The following is a 15,336-nucleotide window of genomic DNA, read 5'->3' as shown; positions in this document are numbered from 1 at the left end:
CAATAATACATTTTATCGATATTTATACAAAAATACAAATATGTGAATAGTTTATCATGTAGTAATCAATCCTACCACATCAAAGCTCATCATCGGCAAATTCAAAGGTTGTTTGCTCTTCTTCCCATTCTGGACGTTTCACAGAGGTTGTTTGACAATGATTTAATAACGCCTCTGCTACTTTCAGCTGTCTGTTTTTTAATGGGGAAGAAAGGGTTCTTTTATCCTGAAACCACTGTTCGTACTGCTGTCTACCAATAATCTTTGTTTGAAACGGCTCCTCTGAAAAAATAATATTATTCGTTTTGGATAATACTGTCTTTTGTATGGGAAAATCTATCTTATTATAATTAAGAACGCTCTTGACAATTTGTTCCGTTCGCTTCAAAGGAATATGCGGGTTTAAAACCTTACGTTGTTCATCTTCATCTGTTACGGTCCAAGTTCGTTCATCACCAGCCATTATCGTAGTTCCTATCCCCTCATCCATTAAATAGATGATTTCAACACCAATTGGGCTTATCAGGATAATTTCGCCATCTACTGGTGCTTTTTTAATATTAAAGATAGGATAATACATAATTAAATAAGTATCCGGAAATCGCTGAAGAAAATATTTAATTTCTGGATCACTCGCATAAGACTTATCGATGAATGAAAGGTCAGTTACAGTAGAAGTTGCCCATTTCAGCTGAATTTGTAGGAGTCTATCAAGAAAAAATTGCTTTAACTCTATCTTAGAATTTGGTAATGAAGATGTTTCATCCTGCACATTTAGCTCCTCAACCTGCTCCTTTTTCTTCCAAATCTTCCATTTAGGAGAGCGAGAGATCTCTTCTGTTGTATGTATGTCTATTTCGGTCATTTCTTCTCTTTTTAACCAGAGTGCATTCAGCTTTTGCCAATTATCCTGCTTCAGTCGGATAAATTGACTAGGATAACGATATGCATTCCATTCGTAGCGTGAGATATAATCCTGAAGTTTAATTAATTGAGCCAGAATCCTCACCTCCAATTCCATTAAAGCTAGCAACGATTTTATATTTAGGCATTTCTTTAGGATAAATACGAAACAACCCTATTTTATCGATAAGAAAAGGCTGTTTTTCTGTGTATGTAGCTTTCACGGTAGCTAATGTTTTCGCCATTCCAGTCGAACCTGTCCATTTTTTTGCTAATGTTATATGCGGTACAAAATCACGCTTTTCCTTAGAAAAGCCAATCTGTTCAACAGCTTTTTCAACCTGCTCCTGCAATTTTTTGAGACGATCAGTTAGTTCTACATCCGCATAAAGGACTCTAGGTTGCGTTTTCGATCCAAATGCTCCAACGCCACCTACCTGTGTGTTAAACGCTTGAAAAGAATGAAGCTCTTCTAATACTTGTATTAAGGCCTGTAATTTTTTATCGGCTACTGGCCCTAAAAACTTTAATGTAACATGCAAATCCTGCCTGTGAGGCCATTGCTTATATGATAATTGCTCCATTAAATTTTCCTGCAACATAGAAAAATAATTTTGCAGATGGGTCGAAAGCGGAATGGCAATAAAATAATGTGGTTGTTCAGTCATCCTAAACTCCTCCAATTATTTTTTCAAGCTGAGGCAATATCCTAGTTCTTCCTTAGACAATTCACGATATGATCCTACTCTTAAAGCATCATCCAGCTTTAGCCTTCCCATTTGTTTTCGTTTTAAGTAAATAACTTCTTTATTAACAGCCTGAAACATCCGTTTCACTTGATGAAACTTTCCTTCTGTAATTGTAATTTCTACTTCAGAGATATCATCCGTTTGAAGTATGTTTAGGTTTGCTGGCATAGTCATATAGCCATCCTCTAATTGAATGCCATTACTAAATTTGATATGGTCTTGTTCCGTTACCCTTCCTTTAATCTTGGCGTAGTAGACCTTATCAACCTTTTTCTTTGGTGAAAGCAAATGGTGGGCTAAGTCTCCATCATTTGTAAGTAATAATAACCCCTCTGTATCCTTATCTAATCTACCAACAGGAAATGGCTTATAATGTTGAAACTCATCTGTCAATAAGTCGATCACTGTTTTTTGTCGTTTATCCTCAGTTGCAGAGATTACTCCAGGAGGTTTATGCATCATGATATAGATGTTTGGTTTGTAGTGAACCGTATTACCATCTACTTTTATTTGATCCATAGTGGGATTAATATGTTTGCCGCCATCTCTAATCACAGTATCATTTACTGTAATGCGCTTTTTCTTTAGCAACACTTTCACTTCTTTTCGACTACCAATCCCAGTATTGGCCAACAATTTATCAAGTCGCATTAGTCCTCCTCCTATCTACGAAATAATTTATCCAATACACGTACTCGTTTTCCTAAAACTCTTTCCAGTAATGTCGAATGATAAGCGAACCATAAGTAAACACTACCACCAACGATAACACAAATGGTAAGAATTATCGCAAGCCCCCATCTTCCATTAGGAATCACCATTCCTAACAACGCTTTGAGTATGAGGATGCAAACACTCATAATAATGGCAAAGATTCCAATTAAGATAGTTCGTTTAATTAGTTGCTTATAAGAAAAATCAATCGAACTACGTATCCGCCATAGATTCAAACTGACCGCTATACCGGCAGCTAAAGCTGTTCCAAAAATGGCCCCCTTAGCACCAAATACATAAATAAGTTGTATATTAAAAAGCACCTTAACAAGTAGTCCTGCTAACAAACTAACAACTGCAAAACGCTGTTGGTTTATCGCTTGTAGTACTGATGATGTTACACTAAATAATGCGAAGAACAGAGCCACTGGTGCATACCATGCTAACAGTGGACCTGAAATAGCTAATTTGTCTAATTCTCCAAATAATGTTCCATATGCCTCATCTGAAAGTAATGAAAGACCAACAACAGCTGGAATAACAAGTACCATAATAATTTGTAAGGCCTGGTTAATTTGTTTCGTTAATAACTCCGAATTATTTTGTGTATATGACTTGGTTAATTCAGGAAGAATGGCAAGTGACAAGCCAGTAGCAAGTGTTATCGGAATAATGACCAATTTATGACCATAGAAGTTGATTACAGAATATGTGAATTCCCATATTTCCTTATTACCACTTGCTACCATAGACCGTTCAAAAGTAAACTGGTCAACCAATTGATATAATGGTATAGCTAATCCTACTAATACAAATGGTCCTGCATATCTAAATAGTTCTAAGAACAGATCTTTCTTAGGTATATCATATGAATATGTTTGCTGCTCAATTTGTTTATATAGATGAGATTTTCTTTTATTCCAATAAATCCACAATACGAGACATGAAGCTACTGCACCAAGAAAAGCAGCAAAGGTTGAAAAGCCAACCGCCGCTAGTTCGGATCCATTTAGTATCTTTAAAATAATAAATGAGCCACCTAAAAGAAACACAATACGTACGATTTGCTCCATTACTTGTGATATTGCAGTAGGCCCCATGGAATTATGTCCTTGAAAAAAACCTCGGACAATACTCATAACTGGGATAATTATTAAAGCAAAACTTACCATACGTATGACAAAGGCAACATCAGAGACAGTAATATTAGCTGGGTCATCACTGGTAATCATTCCACTTGCTAACCACTCTGCGCTGAAAAACATTGCTAAAAACGCAAATATACCAGTGACCATCATCATAGTCATAGCGGTTCGAAACATTCTCATACCCGTTTCATAATCTCCAACCGCATTGTATTTTGATACAAATTTAGACACCGCTAACGGAACACCAACTGTCGATAGGCTAATAAATATACTATACGGTGTATATGCGTAAGCAAATAACGTACCACCACTTGGACCTACTAAAGCGTTGAAGGGAACAACATATATCATTCCTAAGAATTTAGATAAAAAAGAAGCTCCCGTTAATAACATCGTTCCTCGGACAATATTTGACATTATTTCACCTGCATTTATTTACATTTGATATAAATTTCGAAACACTCATTATTTGATTATAACGAAATTGCTTATTAGATAAAAAGAATCATATGGACTATTTTATCACATTTAAAGGTTTATACTTATGTATATATGACTATACAACCATCTTTTTACACTGATATAGGCACTGAGCAACTTACATTTGTACTAATTTCTTCACATATTGTATGGGAGATCTGCAATTAGAAAACGATAATTGTTTGTACTTGTTTAACGTGTTAATATACATACGGAAAGGAATGAAAAAAATTGTCCTATGATGTAATTGTTATTGGTGGTGGACCTTCAGGGTTAATGGCGGCAATTGCTGCAGCTGAATCAGGTGCACAAACACTTTTAATAGAAAAAGGAAAGAAATTAGGAAAAAAACTTGCTATTTCAGGTGGCGGCAGATGTAATGTAACGAATCGTCTACCTCAGGAAGAAGTCATTAAGCATATACCAGGCAATGGAAAATTTTTATTTAGTGCTTTCTCCGTTTTTAATAATTATGATATTATTGAATTTTTTGAAGGATTAGATGTTCCGTTGAAGGAGGAAGACCATGGAAGAATGTTCCCTGTCTCTAATCAGTCAAAAACTGTGGTGAACGCATTATTAAAACAATTGGATGACCTTAACGTGGTAGTTCGATTAGAAACGCCTGTTAAAGCTATTCATTATGAAGAAAATAACCACAGCGTCATTTTAAGAGACGGTACAAAAGTACAAACGAAAAGTGTAGTTATTGCCGTTGGTGGGAAGGCAGTACCCCATACTGGATCTCCTGTTCACATGATAGGCTGATTTGTGTCGAGTTTCTTCCTATTATATACTGTAAGAAATTCATGTAGAGGGAATGATATCATGAGCCTTAAATCAAGCATTTATAAATTCTTACGAATATGGAACGATGTTGATGCTGTAAGAAAAGGAAAAGTAGGAAAACGGGTAGGTAGACGTGTAACTGGTAAAGCGGCAGGGAAAACAATAAAGAAGATATTTAAATAACCCCATCCAACTAAGGACGGGGTTATTTTACATAGCTCTCTTCCGTACTGATCCAGCTGAAAGGATATTATCTAACTTAAATGTTCTCACTTTTTTACGGTAGTAACAATAAGCCAGAATACTCTTCTCATTCACTTCAAGCACACGAATATAACGCTCTGTAACATCGCTATTGCTATCTATATAAAAGATAATGATTTTTTGCTTATTCTCCACAGAACGATTAAGTAATCCTTTCATGATAAGACCACCTTTAGAACGTTTGTTCTTATTATATGCGAACTACCGTTCTTATTCAAGGATAAATTACTTAGAAAAAAATAGAAATAATGGGAAAAAATACTTGTAATATCGCAAGCATTATTGTATAATTAATATATAGAAAGGAGGGAGGAAGTGGAATACTTAGCAAAAATAATAGCCTCAGTCATTTCAATTCTAACTGCTTATAAACTTTGGCTGACCACCCAAAAGTCTAGGTTAGAAATTGAAAAACTGAAGCTAGAAATCAAAAGAATGAGACGGGGAGGTTAATCCCTTCCCTCTCATTACTAAGTATACCACAAAACTATGCTATTTATGATATCAATGATCATAATTTGGACTGCCATCGCCATACTTGGAATTAGATATTTATTTCTGAGAAAAGAACGTAATCGACTACTTAAGAAAAAAAGGCGGTTAGAAAATGAAAGAAGACATCCGTAAATTAATTGAATCCGATATTACTGGTTATAAGATCAAAAAAGAAACAGGCATATCCGAAAGTACCATTTCCAGAATTAGGAGGGGTCAGATTGATATTGGAAGCATTACACTTGATAATGCTTTAAAGTTGTATGAATTTTATCAGAACCATAAAAATGAAATAAAGCCCCCACAACAGTGAGGGCTATTTTCATTTACTCCACTTTTACGTATTTTTTGCTAGCTGTTACGTAATAAATGTGTCCTTTACTATTTTTAACCTTGTATTGATATCCTTTTCCAACCTTAACCTTGTCTACAATAGTAGGGAATCCATATCCTTTTTTAAGGTAACCAGCTACGTGCTTATCTGACCAACTGGGCTTGTTGTAAAATCGCAACTGTCCATTATGTTTGGATTCAACTCGTTTACCAATATAGCTTGCTTTGGGCTTGGATGGTTTTCCTTTACGCATTTTGTTTAGCAATGTAGTGTTTTGTTTAGCTGTACCTTTATAACCTTTAATACCGTAATCTGCAGCATACCTCTTACGTGCGCTAAAGCTAGAATCTTTACCAATGCTGTTAAGATAATCGACAATAGATCCATTAGTTACTGTTTCAGATTCAACTTCTTGATCGGGTGCTTCTACGGTTTTACCCTCAATCCCATCTATAAATGTACTCCACATATTTAACAACAAGCGAGGACAGTTCTTGCCAGACCAATGCTTATGAGGTACAACACGTTCAATAGGTATGTTGTGTTCTTTCATTAATTTTTTAATAAGCCATTGGGCATTTTTAACCGCTTTGTTAAAGTCTCCATCGCTGTTTTCGCATATTTCAATTCCAATTGATTGTCTATTTCCAGTACCTCTTTCACCATCGCCAGCGTGCCAACCGTTTTCATTCGTTGGAATGTGTTGGTATATTTCTTTGTCATCGACAGTGTAGTGCCAAACAACCACTCGGCCACCTGCGCCATTATGCAAATACCGACTGTGCATTTCTGCATCTGCGCCCTTCTTTTCGTTAGCAGTACCATGAACTGTTAAAAATTTTGGCTTCATAGAATGACCAGGGCGTTGATTCGTTTGAGATTTAGGTATAAAATCTTGAATTATTTTTGGCATTACTTCATCCCCCTATCACGTAAAAATTTATCATTATGCTTACCTTTTTTAGTAACAGGATTGTCTTTAAACCATGCCCATACAGCTACGCCGATTGTTGCTACAGTAGACACACCTTGATAAATTTGATCTTCAGTAAATGGTAGTGGATCCCATCCATAGACAACTAATGCCTGATTTGCTAGTAAAATTGCTAATACGACAAGTCTTACAATTGCTTGTTTCATGTTAATTCCTCCTTAAATTTTGGTAATCAATAAAACAACTAGTGTTACTAAAGCAAAAAGCCACCCGCCCCATAGGCGGATAGCTTCTGCTACTGATTTCCTTCCTTCTGTTTTAGCCTCAATACGTTCTACCTTTTCTTTCACAACACCCAATTCTTCACGCAAGCCATTGTACTTTTTTATTACATTTCTAGTTTCTTGCATTTCAGAGCGTAGACCATTAATTAGTTCGAATAAGTCTTTGTTTGTATACCATTGTTCACTCATACTCAACCCCCTGTTTTAAGACATAAAAAATAACGCCTATCCAGCGTTTTCTAATGCTTTTATTCTTTTTAATGCATTCATTAAACCTTCTCTAAGGTCGTCTACCTCGTTTCTTAGTTGCTTATTTTCTTCTGCCAATTCCTGTATAGCTTTCGTATTTAATGTACGGTGTTTATAGCTGTTGATTCCCTCTTTTTCAGGAGACAAAAATTCTTCTGGTGTATTATAATCAGCGCCTATCACTAAACCATAATTTACGTAATCTATTCCATTTTCAATGTCAGATTTTAATTTGTATTCATATAAATCAGCGTTTAACAATATTGATAGAGCATTTACATTTAATTTGCTTATGTCTGTTTTATACTTTTCTAGTGATCTGTTAATAACATTTGATGCTGATACCCATCCAGTAAAATAACCGTCACAATTGAAATAAAATTGATTATATCCTTCTGAATTGCCAAGAGGATGTAAATTATAATGCAAAAATACATCTGCATTAGTAGATGTATTACGTTTTAATTCGATAAATTTCCTTCTCCCATCACCGTTGCCTGCATAAATGGTTGTTTTGTTATGTTCAGCGTACAAAAATCCAGTATTCCCGCTAGGTGTATACCTATATAATGATGTTTTTTTATTATATTTACTTCCATGTAAAATCGGGAAATCATTTCCCCCGCTTCTTCCAAAACCTATACTTATAAAATCTGTTGCGGAATTAAGTGATATTCCTTTTTTACTTTTATCGTTAATAAGTTGTGAATCTCTAAGCGTTCCTGCTTCTCCACCATTGCTAGAATTAAACATCGTTAATCCTTTTTCATCAACTTTCATAACTGGTATATCATTTAAGAACGTTCGTAGAACACCATTAATTAACTCAATTTTCCCACCTTGCCCATCATCTTGAATAATATTTACACCATACATTAACCCTGCCATTATAGCTTCTGCTACTATACCTTCACCAGTAATAGCATTGCCAAATGTTTGACCACCATCTTTACTAACGCCTAAACCAGCAGAGTTATATACAACAACTTTATTGGGATCGTCTTTATCGACTGCCCAAATTCCGCCCTCATTAGGAAATTGCAATTCAGTTCTTGCGTTCTTTATTGCTTCTGTAGCTATCTGGACAGCTTGATCTAGAACATCATTTCTCACAATACCGTCATCATTAATAATTTTCCCTAATTGCTTTTGTGTATTATCAAATACTACATCAGCAAAGCTTTTCTTATGATTAGCTAAGGTAACAGTAGTTTTTATAGGGTTTAAATCATCATCGAATGTTTCGTCGATATCTAGTATTCTTGTCTCTAATATCAAATCATTCATAGGTTCGTATATAACAAAAACACGATCCCCTTCATTGGGAACCGTGTAAGGATATCCTGCTGCTCTTAAATCGGCAAAATCAATTTTGGCAGAGAATAGGGGTGTATCTTCAAGCCTTGCTTTCATTTCTTCTAGAAGTGATTCTTTAGATGTAAACCTTTCATCCATTACGGGCGGTGCATCGATCTCTCCAAATATATCTGCATTAGGACTTCTATAATATGCAGTGATACCGTCTGCTCCTTCACCACGAATAACTGTAGCTAAATTAGTAGTATCGCAAGATTCTTCGATACTTTTTATGTTATGACCATAGCGGAATTGAAAGTCTGTATCATTACCTACCATCTTTTTAAAACGAACTTGTTTTCCGACTAGTTCCATTTCCGCCTTGAATCGCTTTAAGCCTTTTTCAAGCATGGATAAACGATTGTCATTCCCTAAGTTATCGAATTCTCTAGCTGGAAAGCTATCAATAGTAGCAAATGTATAACCTGTATTCTCAAAAACCAAATTCATATATGATTGAAATGTAATAGAGCCATTGTGTACCTTTTCTTGTTGTTTGTTAATCATATCTACATAAAACTTGTGTACACCGTCTATGCGCTTTATATATTTGTTTCCTAGCGATTTAGCCGAATACTTTTTTATGATATATTCGTCATCACCATGTGTAATGGTAGTTTCTTCCCCAATCAATGGAAAAGCATGTTTATTATTTTCACTAGGAACGACAGTCATAGATATGGTTTTTTCTCCGTTTACCTTGCGCTTACGTGTATATTGTTGGAAATCTACTAAAGGTTCTGTATTTCCTTGTAAATCCATTACTGATAGCATAATAATTCCCTCCCTGATCAATGACATTATGTTGTTAAATTGTTTGTTATTTGAGAACCTGTTCCGGATGCAACAATGTCATTACCAATACACATATTGCCTGTCACAAACACATATTTACAAGATGAAGTTGCATACACTCCTTCGTGACCTCCAGCGCTTGTATGATTACCATTTACTAAAACATAACTAGACTCTCCAGATATATAGATTATTTGAGCACCAGATGATACTCCTACACATTTATTACCAACCACATTTGTATAAGCAGATCCATTTGAAACATAAATGCAAAAACCACCTTCACCATTGACTCCATTAGCAAACCAAATAATATTATTTGCTATTAATGAATGTTCAGCAGAATGTATCTGTATTCCTGTTCTAGCAGAATTATAAATATAATTACCTTGAACTATTACTCTTTGCGTTCCATTGTAAATATATATACCTTCCCTGCCTGCTCCATAAATGTGATTCCCCTCAACAACTACATGACTCCCTGAATCTCTAACAAATATTCCATCTTGCAATGGGGATGTTATTTTATTGTTAGAAATAATAGAGCTAGAAATTTCCCTAGCATATATTGCTCTCCCATTACCTCTAGTATGAGCAAGTATATTTCCATCGATTATAAAATTGTGGGTTTTAACACTGTTATCAGTATTGTTAGTTATAAATATTCCTTCAAGCCTATCAGAATTTTTCAGTATATTTCCTGTAATATTCCAATAGTGAACTGTATTACTTTCTGCTCTCGATTCAATTCCAGACCCCACATATTCCATAGTATTTCCGTTTACCGATACATTCCACCAATCTTGTCCTCTTATGCACTGTGCTTCCATAGTGATAAATGTATTATTGGATATTATTATATTTTTGTGTATATAATCTTCCCCAGCTAAAGATGAATGTGTTCCTATCCCTCTAATACCATTTGTAAAATAATTATTTGTTATTATAACCCCTTGGCATGGAGTGCCATCCCATTCTCCGAAATGAGGGAATCCTTCTTCGGTAGCAAGGTCTAATTGAATCATTTCCGGATATCTGTTTTGTGCTGTATCCATTGTTTGCTTTTCAAATGTATTGTCATATATTTTAACGTTTTTAGAAGAGTTGATTTCTATCATATGAGAGTCATAGTTATCAATAAACCGAACATTTTTTATTACTATGTCATAACCATGAGCAAACATAATTTCAGATGATCTTACTTGAATTTCAGTGCCATTTCCATTAATGGTTCCACCTTCAATTGTGATGTTACCATTGCCGTTATAGCCAGCGAAACTATCCACGCCTTTTTGACCATTTAATAACATAGGACTAAATGCTGCTACCTTTTTCAATACAGCGTTATGAGACAACAATAGATGTGTGTTTGCATAGATTTCTAATGTTTCAGTGATCTCGTATAATCCATCAGGAACAAATACTGTTCCGCCACCTGCATTATAGCAAGCTGTTAATGCACTTTGAATATCATTATCATAAGATCTGATATCAAATACTTGGCTATGATTTGCCCCTATTTGATCGGGATTAACTTGGTGTGGATTGTCTAAATCCGTTTCATGACCTGTCAAGTTTGATTGTACGCTTCCTATTTCTTTATTTAAATCATCAAACGCTTGGTTAAAAGCTGATACATCGATCTGTTGAATAGGCTGCCATTCTGTACCATCAAACCGCCATACAACTCCAGCGTCTCTTTTATCATCGGGATCAGTTGGAAAATCAGCAGAAGCATGACGTGCCATAGTTGTGTCGCCTTCTTCTGGATTAGGGTATATGGTTGCTATATCCTCATACGTATCAACATATTCGGGTAACCAGTTTAATTTTGCATTGTCGACAACCTCTTGAAATGCTTCGTCAGATATTTTGCTGACTACATTGTTGAAGTCATCTTGAATCATCATCCAATTTTCTTTAATTTTTAATCGTTCTTTTCTAGTTATTGGTGATTCCGTCAGATTAAGTTTCACACCACCAACCTCCTATAAGTAATAAAATCTAAAATCAAATAAAATACGCTCTACCGTAGCCCCTTTAACTTCAATTTCATTAGGACCAGGTGCGAGCGTAATTAATTTTTTATTTGTATCTCGAAATACCGAAAAGCCGTTTTTAGTGCTTCGTATGCCATCTATTAGCAAAGTATCATTAAGGTCAAGTGAACCATTGTATTTGTAAATGTCACCTGTTGTGTGATTAATTATTTCTAAATAAGATGGGGCATTTGCTTGTATGGTTATCTTTAAGTCTCTATAACGTGGATCCACAGCAACATCGCCAGAATTCAATATAGTAAAATTGTTTTCTGTATGCTCGTATTGGTGGTTATCCCAATCTAGACCCATACCCCACTGCCACATATCAACATCCCATTCATAAGGTGTGGCTGTTGTAGCTATGGATTCTGCAAATCCCTTATTACAAATGAATGTAACACTAAAGTCACCATATACATAAGCTTGTTCTAGTTGGAAGGTATTACTTACTTTAACAAGCCATCGTTTCCCTGGTTCTCGTTTTTCAATTAGATAAAAAGCTTCATCGCTGCGAAACATTCTAAATATCTCATCTCTCATTAGTGGAAAATCAGCAGTATCATAAGCAATCGCTTTATATTCGCAAGTAATTTCTCTTGGTCCGAAAGTAGACCCCATGTCAATTGCCCCTGGTCTACCTGCTACAGTTTCTGTTGTGTGTTCGTATGATGGGGAAGAAATAATGAAATCTTTTGTGCGAATACCTAATTTTTTCAAGTCATAGGTTTTCCCGTCTAATCGCTGGATAATAGACATTATCTATCCCCCCGCAAATACGCATTAAGTGTTAGTTTGTCTCCCATTGATGTATCTATATTAGGCTCTACAATCCTTGTTAATTCTTCTCCATCAACAATTAATGCAATGTGTAGATCCGTTTTCTTTCCGCCACCATTACCGAGAGCAGGATTATATTTCTTAGGTACGACAGCCTCACCTTTATGAATCATAGCTAGTCCATCTTTAGCAACAAAGTTTGTACCAACATCAAGGCTCGGGATTTTAGGTATATCAGGAAAGCTAATTGAACCCCCGCCTTTTCCACCTAAACCAGGAACCCAGTCGGGAATTTTAGGTAAGTTTATGTGAAGACCATTTAGAGCATCTATCATTCCATTAATAGCTCCGATAACTCCATTAATTGCACCTTTTATGGATCCAGTTATTCCATCCCAAACGTCATCAGTACCACTTTTCACTCCATCCCAAGCATCACCAATAAAGTCTTTAATTTTACCGAATACTCTTTTAACTGTACCCCAGATAGTATCAATAAATCCTCCTACTGTATCCTTAACTCCATTCCATACAGAAGAAGTAACGCTTTTAATAGCATTCCACACACTAGTAACAATAGATTTAACTAAGTTGATACCACTAGAAACTACGGACTTTATTCCGTTCCAGACACTAGATATCACTTTTTTGATGCCATTCCACACTGCACTTGTTACTGTTTTAATTGTATTCCACACAGTTGTTATAACTGTTTTCACAACATTTATTGCGCCTTTAACAATTGATTTGATTATATTCCACACAGTTGAAATGACTACTTTTATCGCATTCCATACCGCTTGCGTGGTGGTCTTAATCATATTCCACACCGCTTGAATCGTTCCCCAGATTCCCTGTGCCACAGTTTTAATTACTGTCCAAATTACATTCCAAGTTGCTTGCAGGAATGTCCATATACCTGTAAATATAGTAACAGTAGTTGTTTTGATCATGGTCCAAATGGCTTGTATCGTACCCCATATGCCTTGTACAGCTACTTTTACTACCTCGACAATGATGTTCCATGTAGATTGTAGGAAGCTCCATATGGCTGTGAAAACTGTAATTGTCACTGCTTTTATTTGTTCCCAATGGGTAACCACAAATATAGCTAATAATGCTACTAGATTTATAATTAATCCTACAGGACCTGTCATAAAACGAAATGCTGCACCTACTCCTTTAATCATTGGAATAATTGCTGGAAGGGCAGACATTAAACTACCAAGCACTAATAAAAGAGGACCAATAGCCGCAGCCACCGCTCCTAATACTACTACTAATTTTTGAGTTGTTGGTGATAAATTATTAAACCAGGTTGCAAGTTTCGTTACCCCATTAATTAACGGTGGAAGCCATTTTTCAGCTATATCAAGCAATACATTACCTAAAGGTTTTAAAGCAATCGTTGCAGTGTTTTTTAATTCTTGAAATCTTTCACCAATTGTTTTTGTTTCATCTGAAGTATCCTGTATTAATCCACCAGCATCTTCAAACCCTTTCCCTAGTTCATCAAGTGAAGGTATAGCGCCATTTCTTATTGCTGTTGTCATACGTTGTGCACCCTCAGCGCCAAACGCTTCAGTAGCTATTGCAAGGGCTTCTGTTTCTGTTTCAGCTTCTTTCATTTTAGTAGCTACTTTTTCGAACTCTTTTCTTGAGTTCTTTCCCTCACCTGCCCATGTTCTAAAAGCTTTATTTAGACCAGGCATAACCCTAGAGACAGAAATACCATTGGCTTCCAATCTTGCCATTAAATCTGCTGATTCCGTCATGTTAAAGCCTGCATTTTTTAGTACGGATCCATAAGTATTTAAATGGCCAGTTATCTGATCTAGACCAACTCCATAATCCTGCGTCATTTTATATAACTTATCTAATTCAGACACTCCGTTTTCAGCAGGTATTTGCCACTGCCCCATTGCTTTACCAAAAGCTTCTGAGTTAGCGACCCCATCTTCACCAAGCGTTCTTGAAGCGTCTAATACATTTTTGGTTAAGTCCTCTAAAACTGGACCAGTTGCACCTGTTAATGTATTTAAGTTAGAGATAGCATTAGAAACCTCATCCGCACTATTAGACACATTTTTAAAGACATTATCAAAACTAGATTTAAGACTATCTAATTTGTCACCTGTCGCACCTGTACCAACGATAATATTGTTATACGCTTTGTCTACTGTGTCAGCTGCTACAATAGAAGCTGTTCCTAGTGCTGCCATTGGCGCAGTAACGTACTTCGACATTTGTCCGCCAACTTTTTTCATCTTCTTAGCAGTACCATTCAAGTTTTTTTGTAGCGTACCAACACCTTGTTCAGCACCCTTTTGATCTATTTTCGTATCTATCGTAATAGAACCGTCTGCCATTTATTTACCACCTGCCTTTCCTCCGAAGGCTGTAATTATATTCTCAAACGCTTCATCTGCTGTTTTACCAGTGTTTTGTTCAAGTGCGTATTTCCGTTTAAGACTTAAAATTTTATTACGCTCTTTCTGGTTATCTTTACTAGGAGAAGGAACATCCATTGTTCTTATTTGAACAACTTGCATGAAAGGCGTTTTCTCGCTTAACCCACTAAATAAAGACATGAATTTTTTCCAATGCATCTTTCCTTGTTGTTCAAGTAAATCAATGCCATAATCCATTAAAAAAGAAGCGTAAATACGCTCCCCGTCAACATTAAAATCATAATCTTTATCTTCTTGTTCCTCTTGTTCTTGCGTATCATCCTTCAAGCCTTGATTTTCTTGATCATTTTGATCTTTCCTTACAAAATCAAGCTCATTTTCTAAAATATATATATATAAATCAATTTTTTCTTCTAAAGCTAGGTTCTCTATATCTTCAAAGTTTTCAATAAGCATCTCTAATCCTATTAGAATCTTTTCTATAATGTGTAGCTCTTTATCTTTCAGCATTTCTAAGAAAAAAAGAATGTTATCGAAAGTTAAATCTAATTCCAGTTGTATACCTTGATAAGTGCATGTATCTTTTAATTGCTCCGTTAAAAACATAGGTTC

The 15,336-nt window shown here is 35.6% G+C and carries 16 protein-coding genes and 1 pseudogene; 4 read left to right on the top strand and 13 right to left on the bottom strand.

Features of this window, described 5'->3' with window-relative positions; translation table 11 throughout:
* Nucleotides 1-79 precede the first annotated feature (79 nt).
* Genes JUJ52_RS08950 through JUJ52_RS08935 form a run of 4 tightly spaced genes read right to left on the bottom strand, consistent with a single transcriptional unit; the run spans nucleotide 80 to nucleotide 3,931 of the window.
* Entirely contained in the window at nucleotides 80-1,009 is a 930-nt protein-coding gene (locus JUJ52_RS08950) for an NERD domain-containing protein (RefSeq protein WP_226983530.1), read from the bottom strand.
* Nucleotides 984-1,571, bottom strand: a complete 588-nt coding sequence (gene thpR, locus JUJ52_RS08945; RefSeq protein ID WP_026681488.1) for an RNA 2',3'-cyclic phosphodiesterase — start codon at nucleotides 1,569-1,571, stop codon at nucleotides 984-986. The genes JUJ52_RS08950 and thpR overlap by 26 nt, the downstream gene beginning before the upstream one ends.
* Nucleotides 1,572-1,586: 15 nt before the next feature.
* A complete protein-coding gene (locus JUJ52_RS08940; protein WP_026681489.1) occupies nucleotides 1,587-2,303 on the bottom strand; it encodes a pseudouridine synthase in 717 nt (238 codons plus the stop codon).
* 11 nt (nucleotides 2,304-2,314) lie between these two features.
* A complete protein-coding gene (locus JUJ52_RS08935; protein WP_026681490.1) occupies nucleotides 2,315-3,931 on the bottom strand; it encodes a putative polysaccharide biosynthesis protein in 1,617 nt (538 codons plus the stop codon).
* Between the two features lie 294 nt (nucleotides 3,932-4,225).
* Here JUJ52_RS08935 and JUJ52_RS08930 point away from each other — a divergent pair.
* Nucleotides 4,226-4,741 (top strand): annotated as a pseudogene (locus tag JUJ52_RS08930) (aminoacetone oxidase family FAD-binding enzyme); the annotation flags it as partial.
* Nucleotides 4,742-4,822: 81 nt separating this feature from the next.
* Nucleotides 4,823-4,966, top strand: coding sequence for a hypothetical protein (locus tag JUJ52_RS08925; protein ID WP_162986455.1), 144 nt, complete (start codon nucleotides 4,823-4,825; stop codon nucleotides 4,964-4,966).
* A 27-nt stretch (nucleotides 4,967-4,993) separates the two neighbouring features.
* Here JUJ52_RS08925 and JUJ52_RS08920 read toward each other — a convergent pair whose 3' ends face one another.
* A complete protein-coding gene (locus JUJ52_RS08920; protein ID WP_121605503.1) occupies nucleotides 4,994-5,206 on the bottom strand; it encodes a hypothetical protein in 213 nt (70 codons plus the stop codon).
* A gap of 156 nt (nucleotides 5,207-5,362) precedes the next feature.
* Here JUJ52_RS08920 and JUJ52_RS08915 point away from each other — a divergent pair, with 156 nt between their 5' ends.
* Both JUJ52_RS08915 and JUJ52_RS08910 read left to right on the top strand, forming a co-directional pair.
* The gene (locus JUJ52_RS08915; RefSeq protein ID WP_205388716.1) at nucleotides 5,363-5,500 is read left to right on the top strand and encodes a hypothetical protein; all 138 of its coding nucleotides are present in this window, start codon (nucleotides 5,363-5,365) and stop codon (nucleotides 5,498-5,500) included.
* 154 nt (nucleotides 5,501-5,654) lie between these two features.
* Nucleotides 5,655-5,855 carry a helix-turn-helix domain-containing protein gene (locus JUJ52_RS08910; protein WP_228088885.1) on the top strand — a complete coding sequence of 67 codons (201 nt, stop codon included), beginning with the start codon at nucleotides 5,655-5,657 and terminating at the stop codon, nucleotides 5,853-5,855.
* A gap of 13 nt (nucleotides 5,856-5,868) precedes the next feature.
* On the opposite strand, the gene JUJ52_RS08905 is transcribed toward JUJ52_RS08910, so the two are convergent.
* From JUJ52_RS08905 to JUJ52_RS08870, 8 genes are read right to left on the bottom strand one after another with little or no spacing between them, the layout of a single operon-like run.
* Nucleotides 5,869-6,789 carry an N-acetylmuramoyl-L-alanine amidase gene (locus JUJ52_RS08905; protein ID WP_228088884.1) on the bottom strand — a complete coding sequence of 307 codons (921 nt, stop codon included), beginning with the start codon at nucleotides 6,787-6,789 and terminating at the stop codon, nucleotides 5,869-5,871.
* Nucleotides 6,789-7,016 (bottom strand): phage holin, encoded by a 228-nt coding sequence (locus JUJ52_RS08900; RefSeq protein ID WP_228088883.1) that lies wholly within the window; start codon nucleotides 7,014-7,016, stop codon nucleotides 6,789-6,791. The genes JUJ52_RS08905 and JUJ52_RS08900 overlap by 1 nt, the downstream gene beginning before the upstream one ends.
* A gap of 12 nt (nucleotides 7,017-7,028) precedes the next feature.
* Nucleotides 7,029-7,283 carry a hypothetical protein gene (locus JUJ52_RS08895; RefSeq protein ID WP_205388899.1) on the bottom strand — a complete coding sequence of 85 codons (255 nt, stop codon included), beginning with the start codon at nucleotides 7,281-7,283 and terminating at the stop codon, nucleotides 7,029-7,031.
* Between the two features lie 36 nt (nucleotides 7,284-7,319).
* Nucleotides 7,320-9,473: a phage tail protein gene (locus JUJ52_RS08890; RefSeq protein WP_205388721.1), complete on the bottom strand. Its 2,154-nt coding sequence runs from the start codon at nucleotides 9,471-9,473 to the stop codon at nucleotides 7,320-7,322.
* Between the two features lie 26 nt (nucleotides 9,474-9,499).
* Nucleotides 9,500-11,470, bottom strand: coding sequence for a right-handed parallel beta-helix repeat-containing protein (locus JUJ52_RS23585; RefSeq protein WP_228088882.1), 1,971 nt, complete (start codon nucleotides 11,468-11,470; stop codon nucleotides 9,500-9,502).
* A 12-nt stretch (nucleotides 11,471-11,482) separates the two neighbouring features.
* Nucleotides 11,483-12,292 (bottom strand): distal tail protein Dit, encoded by an 810-nt coding sequence (locus JUJ52_RS08880; RefSeq protein WP_226983531.1) that lies wholly within the window; start codon nucleotides 12,290-12,292, stop codon nucleotides 11,483-11,485.
* A complete protein-coding gene (locus JUJ52_RS08875) occupies nucleotides 12,292-14,682 on the bottom strand; it encodes a phage tail tape measure protein (protein WP_228088881.1) in 2,391 nt (796 codons plus the stop codon). Before JUJ52_RS08875 ends, JUJ52_RS08880 begins: the two co-directional genes overlap by 1 nt.
* Nucleotides 14,683-15,330 (bottom strand): Gp15 family bacteriophage protein, encoded by a 648-nt coding sequence (locus tag JUJ52_RS08870; RefSeq protein WP_228088880.1) that lies wholly within the window; start codon nucleotides 15,328-15,330, stop codon nucleotides 14,683-14,685.
* Between the last annotated feature and the right edge of the window lie 6 nt (nucleotides 15,331-15,336).

Source organism: Virgibacillus sp. AGTR, from assembly GCF_016919725.2.
Lineage (GTDB): Bacteria > Bacillota > Bacilli > Bacillales > Amphibacillaceae > Virgibacillus > Virgibacillus salarius.
This window is presented reverse-complemented; position numbering and strand designations above follow the sequence as displayed.